Below are 15,404 nucleotides of genomic sequence, written 5' to 3'. Positions count from 1 at the left end.
CCCGGCCATGGTTCAGTGGCTCGTCCCCGAGGAGTATGCGGACATCGTCCGCGCCGAGCGTGAGGTGCTGTCCCGCCTCACCGAGCGGGCACGGCACACCACGGACCCAACCGTGCTGCGCGAGCTGGCCGAGGAGATCCGGCTGCGGTTGAAACGCGGCGAGCGTCACACCATCGGCAACCTGCGACGGTTCCTGGACGACATCGTCACCGAGCTGGACGAGATCTACGACGCCGCGTTCCCGGTCGACGCCACCGCCGACCTGGCGTCGCTGCTGTCCGGGCCGTGGCCGACCCCGCACCGCCACGCCCTGCTCGCGACGCTGCTCGGCCGCGACCCACGCCACCGGATGTATTTCGACCAGCTCGTCCCGGACACCTCCGACCCGGCCCTGCTGCGGCTGCTCGTGCTCAGCCCGCTCGGTGACCTGTCCCGGCCGCCGACGGTGCGGGTGCTCGACGCCCTCCACGAGGCCGGCCGGCTGGACCTGCCCGTCGTCGACCGGGCCATCGCCGACGACCTCTACCTGGACCGCGCCGTGGCCGGCCCACCCCGGGCGGCGTGCGCCGGCACGGTGCTCGACCGCGTGGACGCGCTGGTCTGGGAGCTGATCTCGGCGCCCGGGCCACCGGACTGGGACGATCTGCCCAAGGGGATCCCGCCACGGGGGCTGCGGTTCGTGCGGGCGGCGCTGGACTGGACGGGCGACCCCCGGATCGCCGCTCACCTCGGCGCCGCCGAGCTGACCGCCGACGAGACGGTGACGCTCGTCGCCCTGCTGAAAGAACGGCCGGTCGAGGACCGGCGCCGGGTGTGGGGCTGGCGGAAGGACGAGCGGCTGCTCACGCTGTTCGGGCTGGCGAGCGCCGCTCCTCTGCTGCGCCTGATCCTGGCGACACCCGAGCACGAGGCGGTGCGGCACGACCGGGCCGTGTTGCTGGCCGCGATCGACGAGGCGGGAGCGGAGAACGCGCGGCGCCTGCTGGAGTTGCAGCCCAGCGAAATGGTGTCGGCGGTGCTCGGCGACAACCGGGCCGCCATCGAGAAGCGGGTGAAGCACAACGCGTTGCAGGGCATCGCCGCGTTCGGGATGCTGCCGCTCGCTCCCGGCGAGACGGTCCTCGACCGCTATCTGGCGCTGCGCGCGTCCGCGAAGAAGGGCGTCAAGCTGGGGCCGAACAGGCGGCACAGTCACGCCGCCGCGATCGCGATCGCCCTCGACCATCTGGCGCAGGTGGCCGGTGTGCCGGAGCCGGCCCTGCTGGAGTGGGACTGCGAGGCGGCCCTGGCATCGCGGGCGCCGTCCGGGGTGGACTGCGGGGAGTACCGCGTGGACCTTCGCTTCGACGGGGCCGATCCGGTGCTGGCGGTGAGCCGGGCCGGGAAGCCGCTCAAGTCGGTGCCGGCCACGGTCCGCGCCGATCCGGGCTATCAGGAGTTGCGCGAGCATCAGGAGCTGCTGCGGGATCAGGCCCGGCGGATGCGCGCCGGGCTGGTGGAGCGGCTCGTCGCGGCCGGGCGGACGCTCCAGCCGGACGAGCTGGCCCGGCTGCGGAGCCTGCCGGCCGGCGCCGCGATGCTGCCGTCCCTGCTCTGGCGCGACGCCACCGGCACGGTCGGCCTGCTCGACGACGTCGATGCCGGCGGCCCGGTGACCGCGGTCCACCCGGTCGAGCTGCTCACGGACGGGACCCTCGCGGCCTGGCAGGCGGAGATCATGCGACGGCGGCTTCAGCAGCCGGTCAAACAGGTTTTCCGGGAGGTGTACGCGCTGACGCCGGCCGAACGCGAGTCGGGTGACGTGTCGTGGCGTTTCGCGGGCCAGACCGTGGAGGGCCGGGTCGCCGCCCAGTTGCTGTCCGGGCGGGGCTGGAGCGTCGACAGTCAGTACGCCGACCATCAGGCCACCCGGCCGGCGGGAGCCTTCACCGCCGCGCTGACCGCGGAGTTCCACGGCTACTTCGGCATGGGCGACGTCCTGGTGGACGGTGTCCGGTTCCTCGCCGACGGCAAGCCGGTGCCGCTCGACGAGGTGCCCGCCGTCGTGTTCTCCGAGGTCATGCGCGACCTGGACCTGGTGGTGTCGGTCGCCGGCACGGTCCCGTGGGAGTCGGCGCCGCAGGCCGCGAGCCGGGCGCAGATCCTGACCACGCTGATCGCCGCCCTGAGACTGTCCCGGGTCACCGTGGAGGGTTCGTCGGCCGTGGTGCGCGGCGGCCGGGCCACCTACCGGGTGCATCTCACCAGCGGCAGTATTCACGTCGAACCGGGCGGCTACCTGTGTGTGGTGCCGGCCCGGTTCGGCGCGACCGCTCATCGGCGGCTGTTCCTGCCGTTCGCCGACGAGGACCGGATGACCAGCGTGATCCTCAGCAAGATCCTGCTGCTGGCCGAGGACGAGAAGATCACCGACCCGTCGATCCTGGCGCAGCTCAGCGCGCTGGGGGTGTCAGTGCCCGCCGACGAAGGTGGGGCGGACGACTAGGACGACCCGGTTCGGCGCGTCCTTCGGGGCGTCGGTGCCGAAGGGGGCGTTGTAGCGCTTGGCCAGCTCCACGAAGAAGCCGCCGGTCGGGTCCGGGTCGACCCGCTCGACCACGCCACGGACCTCGATGTAGCGGTACGGGTTCTCCGGGTCGATGATCGAGATCGCCACCGCCGGGTTCGCGGTGATGTTCTTGAACTTGCGGCGGAAGTTCGTGTGGGTGAAGCGGATGAACTCGCCGTCCCAGGCGTACCACATGGGGTTGTTCTGGGGGGTGCCGTCTTCCCGGACGGTCGCCAGGTCGGCGAAGAGCGGCCGTTCCAGCAGGTCGCGAAGCTCGTCGGGGATGATGGCGGCTGCGGTGGTCATCTGTTCTCCTTTGTGGTTGTTCCGCCGCTGGCCAACAGCGGCGTCAACCACCGTATTCCGATAGGTGCACGAGAAGTCTCCCTTTCACCGCGGAGGCCCGCTCAGCAGGTCCCACCGGTTGCCGGCGATGTCGAGGAAGACCGCGACCTTCCCGTACGCCTCGGTGCGCGGCTCCCGCACGAAGGTGACACCGGCGTCGACCATCCGCCGGTAGGTGGCGTCGAAGTCGTCGGTCCGCAGGAAGAATCCGACCCGCCCGGCCGCCTGGTCGCCGACGGCCGCGCTCTGCCGCTCCCCGTCGGCGCGTGCCAGCAGCAGACCGGTCTGCGCGCCGGGCGGGCGGACCACCACCCACCGTTTCGGCCGGCCGTCGTTGGTGAGCGACGGTGAGTCCTCGACGAGGTCGAACCCGAGCACTCCGGTGAAGAAGGCGATCGCCGGGTCGTACTCGTCCACGATCAGGGCGACGAGATCGATCTGCACCCGGGCAGCGTAGGCGAATCTCGGTTGGCATCGCGCACGGTGCCGGGAACGATGTCGGCGTGGCAAATAGGACGGCGGCAGTGGCATCGATGCGCGGGCTCACGCTGGGTGACGCGTTCGGCGAGACGTGGTTCTTCCGTCCCGCCGGGACGCTGGAGACCGCGCTGCTGGAGCGGCAGCTCAAGGACGGTCCGTGGTTGTGGACCGACGACACCGCGATGGCGTTGTCGCTGCTGCGGATCCTGGACCGGCACGGCCGCGTCGACCAGGACGCGCTGGCCGCCGAGTTCGCCGGGGCGTACGCGGCCGACCCGTACCGGTGTTACGGGGCCTCGATGCACGACGTGTTGCGGGCGATCGGCGACGGTGAGCCGTGGTCCGTGGTGACGCGGCGCCAGTTCGACGGGATGGGCTCGTGGGGCAACGGCGCGGCGATGCGGGTGGCGCCGCTCGGCGCCTGGTTCGCCGACGATCTGGACACGGTGGTGGCCGAGGCGGCCCGGTCGGCGGAGGTGACCCACGCGCATCCGGAGGCGACGGCCGGTGCCGTGGCGGTCGCGGTCGCGGCGGCGCTGACCGTGCGCGGCGTCCCGGGCGAGGAGCTGATCGAGGCGGTCGCCGCCCGGGTGCCGGACGGTGAGGTGGCGTCGCGGCTGCGGCGGGCGTCCCGGTTCGCGCTGTCGGCCGATCCGCGCCATGTGGCCGGGACGGTCGGGTGCGGGTCGCTGATCTCGGCCGCGGACACCGTTCCGTACGCGATCTGGTGCGCCGCCGCCCACTCCGGTGACCTGACCGAGGCGCTGTGGGCGACCGCGCTGGCCGGCGGTGACGTCGACACCACGTGCGCCATCGTCGGCGGGATCGTGGCGGCCCGTACCGGTCTGGCCGGGGTGCCCGAAGCGTGGCTGACCGCCTGCGAGCCGCTCCCGTCACCCCTGGTGATGAACCCCGGTCAGTAACCGGCCGCGATCCGATATATCTGACCTACCGCGAAGAATCCGGAGGTCAGTACATGCCCGTCATCATGATCCTTCGTCTCAAGGCCGACCCGGCCGCCGTCGAGGAGACCGCCAGGACCCACGCCGACACGTTGAACGAGATCGCCCGGCTGGGTAGGGAGGCCGGCGCCGTCCGGCACACCTTCGCCGGCCGTGACGGTGAGGTCCTGGTGATCGACGAGTGGCCGGACGAGGCCACGTTCCAGGAGTTCTTCGACAATCAGCCGGACATCCCACGGATCATGCAGGCGGCCGGCGTCCAGGGCCCGCCGGAGATCTCCTTCTACCGCAAGCTGGACACCACCGACCAGTTCTGAGCGGCGACCGGTTCCGGGCACGCCGGCCCGGTGGCGGGCGGCACGGCGAAATCGCCCGCCACCGGTACGGCCGACAGCGGAGCGCTGACGGCCAGCGGGACAAGATCGGCAGCTATTCGGACAGTCGCCGGGCGCGTGCCGGTGGCGCTTTTCCCGAGCAGGCCGCGATCGCTGTCGCGGCGATGCCACAGCAGACGGCGACGGCCACGAGTACGGGCGTGTACGAGCCGGTGGCGGCGTGCAGCGTGGCGGCGGCCAGTGGGGCGCAGGCTTTGGCGAGGGTCGTCGGGGCGACGAGCACACCGGCAAGGGTGGCGTAGCGGCGGATGTCGTAGCGTTCGGCGAGGATGACGGGTTTGGCGATGGTGGCGACGCCGAAGCCGAGGCCGAACCCGACGACGGCCACGATCGCACCGCCGATGCCGGTCGCGGTGAGGGGAAGCGCCAGCGCCGCGACCGCCTGGACGGCGAAGACGACGGCGGTGATCGTGGTGGTGCGGTACCGCCGTCGCAGGCCGGTGGTGATGAGCCGTCCGGTGACGGACAGCACGCCGGTCAGTCCGGCGATGGCGGCGGCGAAGGCGGGCGGGTGCCCCCAGGCGATGAGGGCGGCGATCAGCAGGACGGTGTAGGCGCTGATCGCGGCGGTGTGAGCGGTGAATCCCGCGGCGAGCAGCCAGAACCCGCGGTCGGCCAGGGCGGCGCGGACCGGTGAGCGGGCGGCGGCCGGTGGAATGCCTGGGTCGTCGGGCTGGTGGGCGGGGTGGTGGCTGGTGTTCGGTGGCCGGCGGACGACGGCGGCGTGCAGCGGTGCGGTGACGGCGTGGACGGCGGCGAGGATCAGTAGAGCGGTGCGCCAGCCGTGCCGGTCGACCAGCCAGCCGGTGAGGGGCAGGAAGATGGTTCCGGCGAATCCGGCCACCACGGTGAGCGCCAACAGTGCCCCCGACCGCCGTTCCGGCCGGTGGCAGGCGATGATCACCGCGAATGCCGCCTCGTAGAGGCTGGCCGCCGAGGCGATGCCGATGCCGATCTGCACGAGGTACAGCTGCCACACCTGGTCGACGCGGGACCACGCCAGCAGCAGCACGGTCCCGAGCAGGGAGCCGCACGTCATGAGGGCGCGGCCACCGTACCGGTCGAGGCGGCGGCCGATCGGTACGGCCAGCGCCGCGGCCACGAGGATCGAGGCGGTGTGCGCGCCGGTGACGGCGGTGGCGGAGGTGTCCAGGTCGGCGGCGGTGGGGGTGAGCAGGACGGCGAAGGCGTAGTAGAGGACCCCGTAGCCGACGGTCTGGGTGATCGCCAGGACGGCCACCAGCGTACGAGTGTTCGGCGGTGCCGTCCGGCGCCCATCGACGCGGAGGCCGGCGGGCGTCGGCGGCGGGGAGGGTAGGGTCACGCGCGACAGCCGCCGGCCGCGGCGGCCTGCTCGGTGGTGCCGCAGCCCGGATCCTGCCCGGCATCGGCCAGAACAGCGGTCGAAGGGTCACTGCTCATCGCGGGCACTCCTCGTCGTGGTCGAGATCGAGCCGAGCCTGATTCGATAGTCTTCGAATCCGATGCCCGTCGAAGCCACGCTTGCACGCGGCTTCGATATCTGTCAACCTCGACGAATGTCGAACCCATCGGTCGCGTCATCCCCCGACCCGCAGGCGCCCTGCTGCGCGCCGATGGCGCAACAGCGCATCCCCGCCCCCGCGGCCGCCACCCTCTCGGTGGCGTTCAAGGCACTCGGCGACCCGATCCGGCTCCAGCTGATGTCGATGATCGCGTCGGCCCCGGGTGGCGAGATCTGCGTCTGCGATCTCACCCCGGCGTTCACCATTTCCGGTACGACCATCTCGCACCACCTCAAAGTGCTGCGCGAAGCCGGCCTGATCAACGGCGAACGACGTGCGAGCTGGGTCTACTACCGCGCCCGGCCCGAACTGATGCGGCAACTGTCGGCACTGCTCGCCGTCGACGACGTCACCACCTGACGGGAAGCGCCGATTTCCCGTTCAGCCCGAGGGCTGGTCGACCGAAGCTGATCTCCACGGCGGTAAGACCGGGCACGGTCGGGTACGGATGCCGGTTTTCGATATCCCGAGTCGGAAGATTCCCCGTTACATATGCTTCGGTCGTATTCACGCAGAATAAGCGTTCTATTCCGCGGGGGCCTTGGTGGGATGGCGTGAGCACACGGTGCCGGTGTGCCGACGGCTCGGGGCGGCGTCGGGGGCGACTCTGCTGCTGGCCGTGACGGTGGCGGCCGGTCTGGTCGTGCGGGTCACGCCGGCGCAGGCGGCGACCGGTTCGCGACTGTTCGACGAGAGCTTCCGGGGCGCGTCGGTCGCCGATCCGGGCGTTCTGCCGCTCAACGACGCCTGCCTGACCGGCGCGTCGTCCCCGAGCGCACCGGCGGGCCGATCCGGGCTGGCCCGCTGCGCCCTGACCAACCGCGCCCCGCAGACCGGAACGCTGCCCGGCTACCTGCAACTGACCGACACCACGAACAACCGCGCGGGCGGCATCGTCTACAACCGTCCGCTGCCCGCCAGCGGCGGCCTGGTCGTCACCTTCACCCAATACCAGTACGCGGGCAGCGCGGCGGACGGCATCGCGTTCTTCCTCACCGACGGATCCACCGAACTGACCAGTGTGGGCGCGCCCGGCGGGTCGCTGGGATACGCGCAGCAGCACGGGGCCCCGGGCGTGCACGGAGCCTATTTCGGCGTGGGGTTCGACGCCCACGGCAACTTCGTCGCCGACAACTTCGGCAAGGGCGCCGGATGCGCCAGCCCGTCCCCGTTCGGCCGCATCCCCAACACGGTGACCCTCCGCGGGCCGGGCGAGGGAACCACCGGTTACTGCTACGTGACGAGCAGCACGGCGGGCAACGCCTCGACCCTGCCCGCGTCCCTGCGCAGCGCGTCCGGGCCCGCGGCGGCGGCCCGGCCGGTACGGATCACGGTCAGCCCCGGCCTGCGGCCCACCCTGACCGTCGAAGTCGATTTCAACGACGGCGCGGGTTTCCGTACCGTACTGTCCCGCACGGCGACCAGGGACGCGCCCTCGACCTACAAGTTCGGTTTCGCCGCGAGCACCGGCGGAGCGACCGACGTGCACCTGATCCGCGACATGGTGATCAACAGTGTCGTGCCGCTCGGCGCGCTGAGCCTGACGAAGCAGGTCGACCGGAGCATCACCCAACCGGCCTCCTACGGCCCCGGCGACCGGGTGCCCTACGAGTTCGTGGTGGTCAACACCAGCGTCGCGCAGCTGACCGGCGTCCAGGTCACCGACCCGGGAGTCAGCGGCATCACCTGCCCGCGCACCACGCTGACCGCGGCCGGCGACCCGAACAGCCAGATGGTCTGCACGGGCAGCCACGTCATCACCGCGGCGGAGGCCCTGAGCCCCACCTACCGCAACACGGCGACCGCCACCGCCGACGGCGGCGTCAGCTCGGGCCCGTCGACCGTGACCGTCCCGATCACCGCCACCCCGTCGCTGACCCTGACCAAGACCGCGGCGCTGGCGGACACCAGTGGCGACGGGCTGGCCCAGCCGGGTGAGCGCATCGACTACACCTTCCGGGTGACCAACACCGGCAACGTCCCGCTCACCGGCGTCGGGGTCACCGACCCGAAGACCGGCACGGTCACCTGCGCGGCCACGACCCTGGCCCCGGGCGCGCCGACCACCTGCACGGTGGCGTACACCGTCACCCAGGCCGACGCGGACACCGGGGTCGTCCACAACTCGGCCACCGCACGCGGCACCCCACCCGCCGGTGGCGCCGTCGTCAGCGCCCCGGCGACCACCGACACCCCCACCCCGGCGCCGGCGGTCTCGCTCACCCTGGCCAAGACGGCCGCGCTGGTGGACGGCAACGCGAACGCGCTCGCCGACCTCGGCGAACGGATCGACTACACCTTCACGGTCCGCAACACCGGCAACGTCACCCTGACCGCGGTCGCCGTCACCGACCCGAAGACCGGCACCGTCGCCTGCCCCGTGACCACGCTCGCCCCGGCCGCCCAGGTCCGGTGCACCGCCAGCTACACCGTCCGGGACGCCGATGTCGCCGCCGATGACGTGCACAACGTCGCCACCGCCGCCGGCACCGCGCCCTCCGGCACGGTCGTCACGAGCGTGCCGGCCGAGACCCGCACCCCGACCCCGGTGTACGCACCGGGCATCGGTCTCGGGAAGACCGCCACCCTGACCGATGCCAACGGCAACGGTCTCGCCGACACCGGCGAGACCGTCACGTACACCTTCACCCTGACCAACACCGGGAACACCGGCCTCACCGCGGTCGGCGTGACCGACCCCAAGGTCGGCCCGGTGACCTGCCCGGCCACCACCCTCGCCCCGGGCGCCGCGGTGACCTGCACCCGGCAGTACACCGTCCGCCAGTCGGACATCGACGCGGGCGTGCTCCACAACAGCGCGACCGCCAGGGGTACGCCGTCGAGCGGGCCGGTCACCGTCAGCGCACCGGCGACGACCGACACCCCGACCCCGGCCCGCCGGCCGGCGCTGGCACTGACCAAGACGGCGACGCTCACCGACACCGACGGCGACGGCCTCGCGGACGCCGGCGAGCGGATCGCCTACCAGTTCCGGGTCCACAACGCCGGCAACGTCACGCTGACCTCCGTCGCCGTCTCGGACCCCAAGGTGGGGCCGGTGACCTGCCCCACCGCGGCACTGCCGCCGGGCGCCACAGCAGTCTGCTCGGCCGCCTACACGGTGACCGTCGCCGACGTGGTCGCCGACGCGGTACACAACCAGGCCACGGCCACCGCCTCGCCGCCCACCGGACCGGCGGTCAGCAGCCAGCCGGCCACGGCGAACGTGCCCACCCCGGTGTACGCACCCTCGATCCTGATCAAGAAGACGGCGACCCTCACCGACACCGACGGCGACGCCGTCGCCGACCTCGGCGAACGGATCGTCTACGCGTTCGGGGTCCGCAACACCGGCAACGCGCCGCTGACCGGCGTACAGGTCATCGACACCAAGGTGGGGACGGTCACCTGCCCGGCCAGCACGCTGGCACCGAACGCGCAGATGATCTGCGGCTCCCGGACCTACACCGTGGTCCAGGCGGATGTCGACCTCGACGCCGCGCACAACGAGGCCACGGCCCGCGGCACCCCACCGGCCGGACCCGACGTGACCAGCACGGCGAGCACGGACGTTCCGACGCCGAAGAACGCCGCCGCGATCGTGCTCGTCAAACGGCCCACGCTCGGCGACACCGACGACAACGGCCTGGCCGACGTCGGCGAACGGATCACCTTCGCCTTCGAGGTCACCAACGCCGGCAACACCACCCTGCACGCCATCAAGGTCACCGACCCGAAGCTCGGAACGGTCACCTGCCCGTCGACCACGCTGAGCCCGGCCGCGCCCAACACCATGACCTGCACCGCCGCACCCCACGTGGTCACCCAGGCCGACGTGGACCGGGTCGGCGCGAAGGCCCGGAACACCGCCACGGTCCAGGCGCTGGACCCCGGCAACGCACCGGTGTCACACACCGCCACCGCCGAGTTGCAGGCCAACCACAGCAGCGCCCTCGCGCTGACCAAGACGGCCACCCTGCGGGAGAACGCCACCCCGAACGCGCTGGCCGACGTCGGCGAGACGATCCGCTACACCTTCACCGTCACCAACCGGGGCACGGTCACCATCGGCAACGTCACGGTCGACGACTCGCGGCTCGGCACGATCACCTGTGCCGCCTCCCTCGCTCCCGGGGCGAGCGCCACCTGCACCGGCGACCACCTGGTCATCTCCGCCGACATCGCCGCACATGAGATCCACAACAGCGCCACCGCGCACGGCACCGACCCGTTCGACGGCAGCGACGTGGTCAGCCCCGCGGTCGATGCGAACGTGGCCACCAACACCCCCGTGGCCGGCCTCGCGCTGCGGAAGAACGGATCGCTCGACAGCGGCGGTGGCCCGGCCGGCACCATCACGTACCGGTTCACCGTGACCAACACCGGCACCGTCACCGCCAACGGCATCACGGTGTCCGATCCGGTGGCCGGGCCGGTGACGTGCCCACCACCGGCGGCGCTGCTGCCGGGCCGGTCGATGACCTGCACCGCCGCCCCCTACCCGGTCACCCAGGCCGATGTGAACGCCGGCGTGGTACGCAACACGGCGCACGCCACGGCGACGTCCGTACTGCCCGGCACGGTCACCAGCAACACCGCGACCGTGGACGTCGACACCGCGCCGCGCCCGTCCGGCCTCGGCCTCGACAAGTCCGGCGTGCTCGACGACGCGGACGGCGACGGGGTGGCCGACGAGGGCGAGACCGTGGACTACATCTACACCGTGACCAACCGCGGTGGCACGACGCTCACCGGCCTCACCGTGGACGATCCCCAGGCGGCCCCGATCACCTGCCCGCCCGGCCCCCTCCCGCCGGCGACCTCCCGCCGGTGCACCGCCAGGTACACGGTCACCGCTGCCGACGTACTCGCCGGTGTCGTCCACAACGAGGCGACCGCCCGGGCGAACACCCCCACCGGTACGACGGCCAGCCACCGTGCCGTGCACGACATCCTCGCCGACATCCCGCCGCAGGGGCTCGTGCTGAGCAAGAAGCACGTGCTCGGCCCGCCCGGCCCCGATGCCGTCGCCGAACTCGCCGACGTGGGCCGCACCGTCGACTACACCTTCGTCGTCACCAACAACGGTGAGGTCACGGTCACCGGCGTCACCGTCGACGACTCCCGGATCAGCGTGGTCGACTGCCCGGGCGGCTCGCTCGCCCCGGGCGCGACGATGACCTGCACCGCGAGCTACACGGTGACCCAGGCCGACGTCGACGCCGGAGCCGTGCACAACGAGGCGTTCGCCAGGGGTACGCCCATGGCCGGGCCGGACATCCACAGCCCACTCGCGCGGCACGACATCGAGACCGTGGCGGCGACACCGTCGATCGACCTGGCCAAGACCGGCGATCTGCGGGACGCGAACCGCACCGGCGTCGCGGAACCCGGCGAGACCGTCCGGTACACCTACACCGTCACGAACAGCGGCAACGTCACCCTGACCGGCATCGCCCTCATCGACGACCCGATCGGTACGGTGGTCTGCCCGGCCACCGTGCTCGCGCCGCGCGCCGTCGTCGTCTGCCACGCCACTCACCGCGTCGGCCAGCGCGATATCGACGCCGGCGCCGTCTACAACACCGCCGTCGCGCGGGGCACCGCGGCGGCCGGCCGCACGGTGCGCAGCCAGCCCGCGCAGACCACCCTACCCACCACGCGGGCGCCGGCCATGACCATCGCCAAGGAGGCGCACCTGGTCGATGCCAACACCGACCGGCTGGCCAACACCGGTGAACGAATCCGGTACACGTTCCGGGTCACGAACACCGGGAACGTCACGCTGACCGACGTGACCGTCACGGACTCCCGGGTTCGGTCCGTCACCTGCCCGGCCGGCCGGCTGGCGCCCGGCCGCTCCACCGTGTGCGCCGCGACCTACCGGGTGACCGACGGCGACGTGGCGGCACGGAAGGTCGTCAACGTCGCCACCGCCACCGGCACCTCGCCCTCCGGCGACCAGCAACAGACCAACCGATCACGAGCCGTGACCGCGGCCACGCCCGGCCTGCCCGTCACCGGCGCGCCCGCGACCGCGACGGCCCTTGCCGCGCTGACGCTGACCGCCCTCGGGCTGGCGCTCACCGCCGCCGCCCGGCAGCGCCGGTGCACTCCGCACGCCGTGCGGCAACGGCCCGGGAGCAGGTGAAACGCCGGACAGGTAATCGCAGCTGCCGTATAAACGGGTGGTAGCTGGACATGTCGGGAAAGGTGGACACAGCATGGCGGGGGACGCCGGAAAACCACCCGTGATGCTGCGGCCGATGCTGCGGATCACCGACCGGATCCGGACAGCGACCCGGCTGGGTGTCGTCGTTCTCGCCCTGCTGGTGCCCGGCGCCCTGGCCACCGGCATGTACACGGCGGTGAACTCGTCCAGCATCCTGTTCAGCACCCGGGAACGGGATGGTTCCGAGGTGCTGCGCCCGGTGCTGGTGGCGCTCACCGACACGGCCGCCGGCCGTGAGCCCGATCTGGCCGCCGTCCGCGCCGCCGCGGACGCCCATCCGGATCTGGAAGTCTCCGAGACCGCGGCGGCCGTACCCGAGGTGGGCGGCAACTCGCTCCCCGAGCGGATCGCCACCGCGACCGCCCTGGCAAAACTGGTCACCGAGATCAGCAACGAGTCGAACCTGGCCCTCGACCCCGACCTGGACTCGTTCTACGTGATGCACGCCCAGGCGGTGCAGTTGCCGGTGACCATGCTGACGACGCTCCAGACGGAGGCGCCGGTCCCCGCCGGCGCCGCCCGTCTGACCGCGGTGGCCAATCAGGCGGTCCTGGCCGGACGTCTGGCGACGAGCGCCACCATCTTCCGCAATGACGTCGCGACCGCCACCGCGAACACCGAGGACACCGAGTTGGCCGGCCTGATCACCGAGCCGGTCCAGGTTCTCGCCGACCGGCTCGACGAGCTGTCCAAGCAGCTCACCGCGACACTCGCCGAGCCAGGGCCGGCCGACACGGGACGGGTGGCCGAGGCGGCGTCCGCCGCGGTGCTACCGCTGAACGACGCGCTGAGCAGGCTCATCGACCAGCGCATCAGCACCTACAAGATCCAGGGCGCGGTGGTGCTGGGCATCTCGATCGGCGGGTTCGGGCTCGCTCTCTGGTGTGCCGTCGCGGTGCTCTGGCGGACCAACCATGACGTACGGCAGACGGTGGACGCGGTGACCGCGATCGCCGGAGCCGACCTGTCCCCGCGGCCGCTGCCGGAGGGACGCGACGAGATGGGCGACATCGGGCGGGCGCTGGTCGTGGCGCGCAACCGGCTCGCCGACCAGGAAGCCGCCCTGGTCACTGCGGAGACCGCCCGGGAACAGCAGCTGCGGGCCGGCTTCCAGCATCAGCGGCAGGCCGAGACGCAGTTCCGCCGCCGCACCCAGGAGATCATCGACGAGTCCACCGGGGTGATCGCCGAGGAATTGCGCCAGGTCACCGAGAAGGTGGGCGAAGTCAAAGGCTCCTCCGAGGTGATCGACGACCGGATCACGGTGGCCAACCATGCCGCGAACGCGATCGTCGACCAGGCCCGCGAGGCGGAACACGTGATCACCTCACTGGAGGTGAGCCTGCGCCGGGCGGCCTCGATGGTGAACCTGGTCAACGGGATCGCCGGTCAGACCCGCCTGCTGGCGCTCAACGCGACCATCGAAGCGGCCCGGGCCGGTGATCTCGGGTACGGCTTCACCGTCGTCGCCGACGAGGTGAAACAGCTCGCCACCAACACCGCCGAGTCGACCGACCAGATCACCCAGACCATCCACGACCTGGAACGCGACACCACCGCCATGTCCCAGACCATCACCACGATGATCGAGGGCATCAGCGGGGTGGGTGAGGCCGCCACCTCGCTGCGGGAGGTGGCGGCGGAGCAGGCCACCCTGATGGCCGGCCTGACCGCGCAGATGACCGCCACGCTGGGCCGGGTGGAGGAGATGGCCAACCTGGCCAGCCATCTGGAACGCCGCGAGCACGACCGGATCGCCACCGCCGGCCAGGTGACGTTGCGTCCCGCCGGCCGACCGGCGATCGAGGCGCTGCTGATCAACGTCAGCGCGGGCGGCCTGCGATGCGTCGCCCCGGAGGATCAGCGGCTCGCCGAGGGCACGAGCCTCGACGTCGACCTGCGCAGCGGCGACCACGAGCTGACCGCGCAGGCTCGGGTGGTCAATACCTCGGAGCACCAGAACGGGCAGGAACTCGGCCTGCAGTTCCTGGTCAGCGACGATGCTCAGGCCCGGTCGCTGGCCACCTTCGCCGACCGCCTGATCGACGCCGCCGCCGTCTGACGACCTGGACATGGCAGTGAGCCGCCACCCCCGGGGTGGGGTGGCGGCCCGCTGTGTCGGCTCAGGCGAGCTTGACGTTGAAGATGGGGTTGGCGGCGAGCTTGCGGAAGGAGGCGAGGCTGGCCGGGGTGCTGTTGATGCTGATGTCGCGGTTGCCCTGGTCGTCGGCCTTGGTGTCGAAGTGCACGATGGCCTTGATCGCGGGCCGCTTCTTCAGCTCCGGCAGGACACTGTTGTAGACCGCGGACTTGTCGGTCTTCTTACCGATCCGGTGGTAGCCGCCCCACTCGGCGATCATCAGCGGCTTGTTCTTGTGCTTGGTCGTCGCCCACTGGTAGAAACCGGGGCCGCCGTTCTTGGGCTTACGGTCGAGCAGGTCGGCGAACGTGCCGTAGTGGTAGTAGCCCTTCTCCACACTGACGTAGGAGTCCAGGCCGATCCAGTCCACCACGTCGTCGCCCGGGTACAGGTCCTTCCACCAGGACTGGGCCATCCACTTCTCGTTACCCATGTACGCCATCACGTTCACGACGTTGTCGACGCCCTGCGCTTCGAGGCGCTGGATGGTGTGCCGGTACATGGCGGCGAAGTCCTTGGCCTCCCAGCCCGACCCGCGCTTGGGCTTGACGTCGTTCTCCGGCTCGTGGTTGAGCACCAGGAACACCTGCTTGTCGTACGCCTTGATCCGCTTGGCGAACGCGTCGATCCGAGCGTCCTGCTCACCCTTGGCGACCTTCGCCCACGAGGAGCCGTAGGCGATCTTCCAGTTGAGCAGCAGCACCCGCGGGTTGGCCGGGTCCTGGGTCATGGCGATCTCGGCCTTGGTGGGGAACGCT

10 protein-coding genes are annotated in these 15,404 nt (G+C 71.5%); 6 read left to right on the top strand and 4 right to left on the bottom strand.

Annotated elements, in window-relative coordinates; genetic code table 11:
- Nucleotides 1–7: 7 nt before the first annotated feature.
- On the top strand, nt 8–2,485 hold the full coding sequence (locus J5X75_RS40640; protein ID WP_208473060.1) for a DUF4132 domain-containing protein: 2,478 nt from the start codon (nt 8–10) through the stop codon (nt 2,483–2,485).
- On the opposite strand, the gene J5X75_RS40635 is transcribed toward J5X75_RS40640, so the two are convergent.
- Both J5X75_RS40635 and J5X75_RS40630 read right to left on the bottom strand, forming a co-directional pair.
- Entirely contained in the window at nt 2,450–2,854 is a 405-nt protein-coding gene (locus tag J5X75_RS40635; RefSeq protein ID WP_208473059.1) for a PPOX class F420-dependent oxidoreductase, read from the bottom strand. The two genes, J5X75_RS40640 and J5X75_RS40635, sit on opposite strands and share 36 nt — an antisense overlap.
- A gap of 84 nt (nt 2,855–2,938) precedes the next feature.
- Nucleotides 2,939–3,337: a VOC family protein gene (locus tag J5X75_RS40630; protein ID WP_307798600.1), complete on the bottom strand. Its 399-nt coding sequence runs from the start codon at nt 3,335–3,337 to the stop codon at nt 2,939–2,941.
- Between the two features lie 59 nt (nt 3,338–3,396).
- Between J5X75_RS40630 and J5X75_RS40625 the strand changes: the two genes are divergently transcribed.
- Both J5X75_RS40625 and J5X75_RS40620 read left to right on the top strand, forming a co-directional pair.
- Entirely contained in the window at nt 3,397–4,296 is a 900-nt protein-coding gene (locus tag J5X75_RS40625; protein WP_504739694.1) for an ADP-ribosylglycohydrolase family protein, read from the top strand.
- Nucleotides 4,297–4,349: 53 nt separating this feature from the next.
- A complete protein-coding gene (locus J5X75_RS40620) occupies nt 4,350–4,652 on the top strand; it encodes a hypothetical protein (protein WP_208473056.1) in 303 nt (100 codons plus the stop codon).
- Nucleotides 4,653–4,764: 112 nt separating this feature from the next.
- Here the strand turns inward: J5X75_RS40620 and J5X75_RS40615 are convergent, their stop codons facing one another.
- Nucleotides 4,765–5,970 (bottom strand): MFS transporter, encoded by a 1,206-nt coding sequence (locus J5X75_RS40615; protein ID WP_307798598.1) that lies wholly within the window; start codon nt 5,968–5,970, stop codon nt 4,765–4,767.
- Between the two features lie 298 nt (nt 5,971–6,268).
- Between J5X75_RS40615 and J5X75_RS40610 the strand changes: the two genes are divergently transcribed.
- The 3 genes from J5X75_RS40610 (at nt 6,269) to J5X75_RS40600 (ending at nt 14,568) form a co-directional block, all read left to right on the top strand.
- The gene (locus J5X75_RS40610) at nt 6,269–6,634 is read left to right on the top strand and encodes an ArsR/SmtB family transcription factor (RefSeq protein WP_208473054.1); all 366 of its coding nucleotides are present in this window, start codon (nt 6,269–6,271) and stop codon (nt 6,632–6,634) included.
- 184 nt (nt 6,635–6,818) lie between these two features.
- Complete coding sequence (locus J5X75_RS40605) at nt 6,819–12,425, top strand: CLIPPER-2 domain-containing protein (RefSeq protein WP_208473053.1); 5,607 nt, start codon at nt 6,819–6,821, stop codon at nt 12,423–12,425.
- Nucleotides 12,426–12,498: 73 nt separating this feature from the next.
- Entirely contained in the window at nt 12,499–14,568 is a 2,070-nt protein-coding gene (locus J5X75_RS40600; RefSeq protein WP_208473052.1) for a methyl-accepting chemotaxis protein, read from the top strand.
- Nucleotides 14,569–14,629: 61 nt separating this feature from the next.
- On the opposite strand, the gene J5X75_RS40595 is transcribed toward J5X75_RS40600, so the two are convergent.
- A partial coding sequence (locus J5X75_RS40595) for a glycoside hydrolase family 26 protein (RefSeq protein ID WP_274383829.1) occupies nt 14,630–15,404 on the bottom strand: 775 nt, incomplete at its 5' end.

Origin of the sequence: Actinoplanes flavus, assembly GCF_017592555.1 — a bacterium.
GTDB classification, from domain to species: Bacteria; Actinomycetota; Actinomycetes; order Mycobacteriales; family Micromonosporaceae; genus Actinoplanes; species Actinoplanes flavus.
This window is presented reverse-complemented; position numbering and strand designations above follow the sequence as displayed.

Excerpts from the sequence above, each read along its gene's own strand:
- J5X75_RS40640 (WP_208473060.1), top strand. The coding sequence starts at position 8 with ATGGTTCAGTGGCTCGTCCCCGAGGAGTATGCGGACATCGTCCGCGCC.
- J5X75_RS40610 (WP_208473054.1), top strand. The coding sequence starts at position 6,269 with ATGTCGAACCCATCGGTCGCGTCATCCCCCGACCCGCAGGCGCCCTGC.
- J5X75_RS40635 (WP_208473059.1), bottom strand. The coding sequence starts at position 2,854 with ATGACCACCGCAGCCGCCATCATCCCCGACGAGCTTCGCGACCTGCTG.
- J5X75_RS40620 (WP_208473056.1), top strand. The coding sequence starts at position 4,350 with ATGCCCGTCATCATGATCCTTCGTCTCAAGGCCGACCCGGCCGCCGTC.
- J5X75_RS40600 (WP_208473052.1), top strand. The coding sequence starts at position 12,499 with ATGGCGGGGGACGCCGGAAAACCACCCGTGATGCTGCGGCCGATGCTG.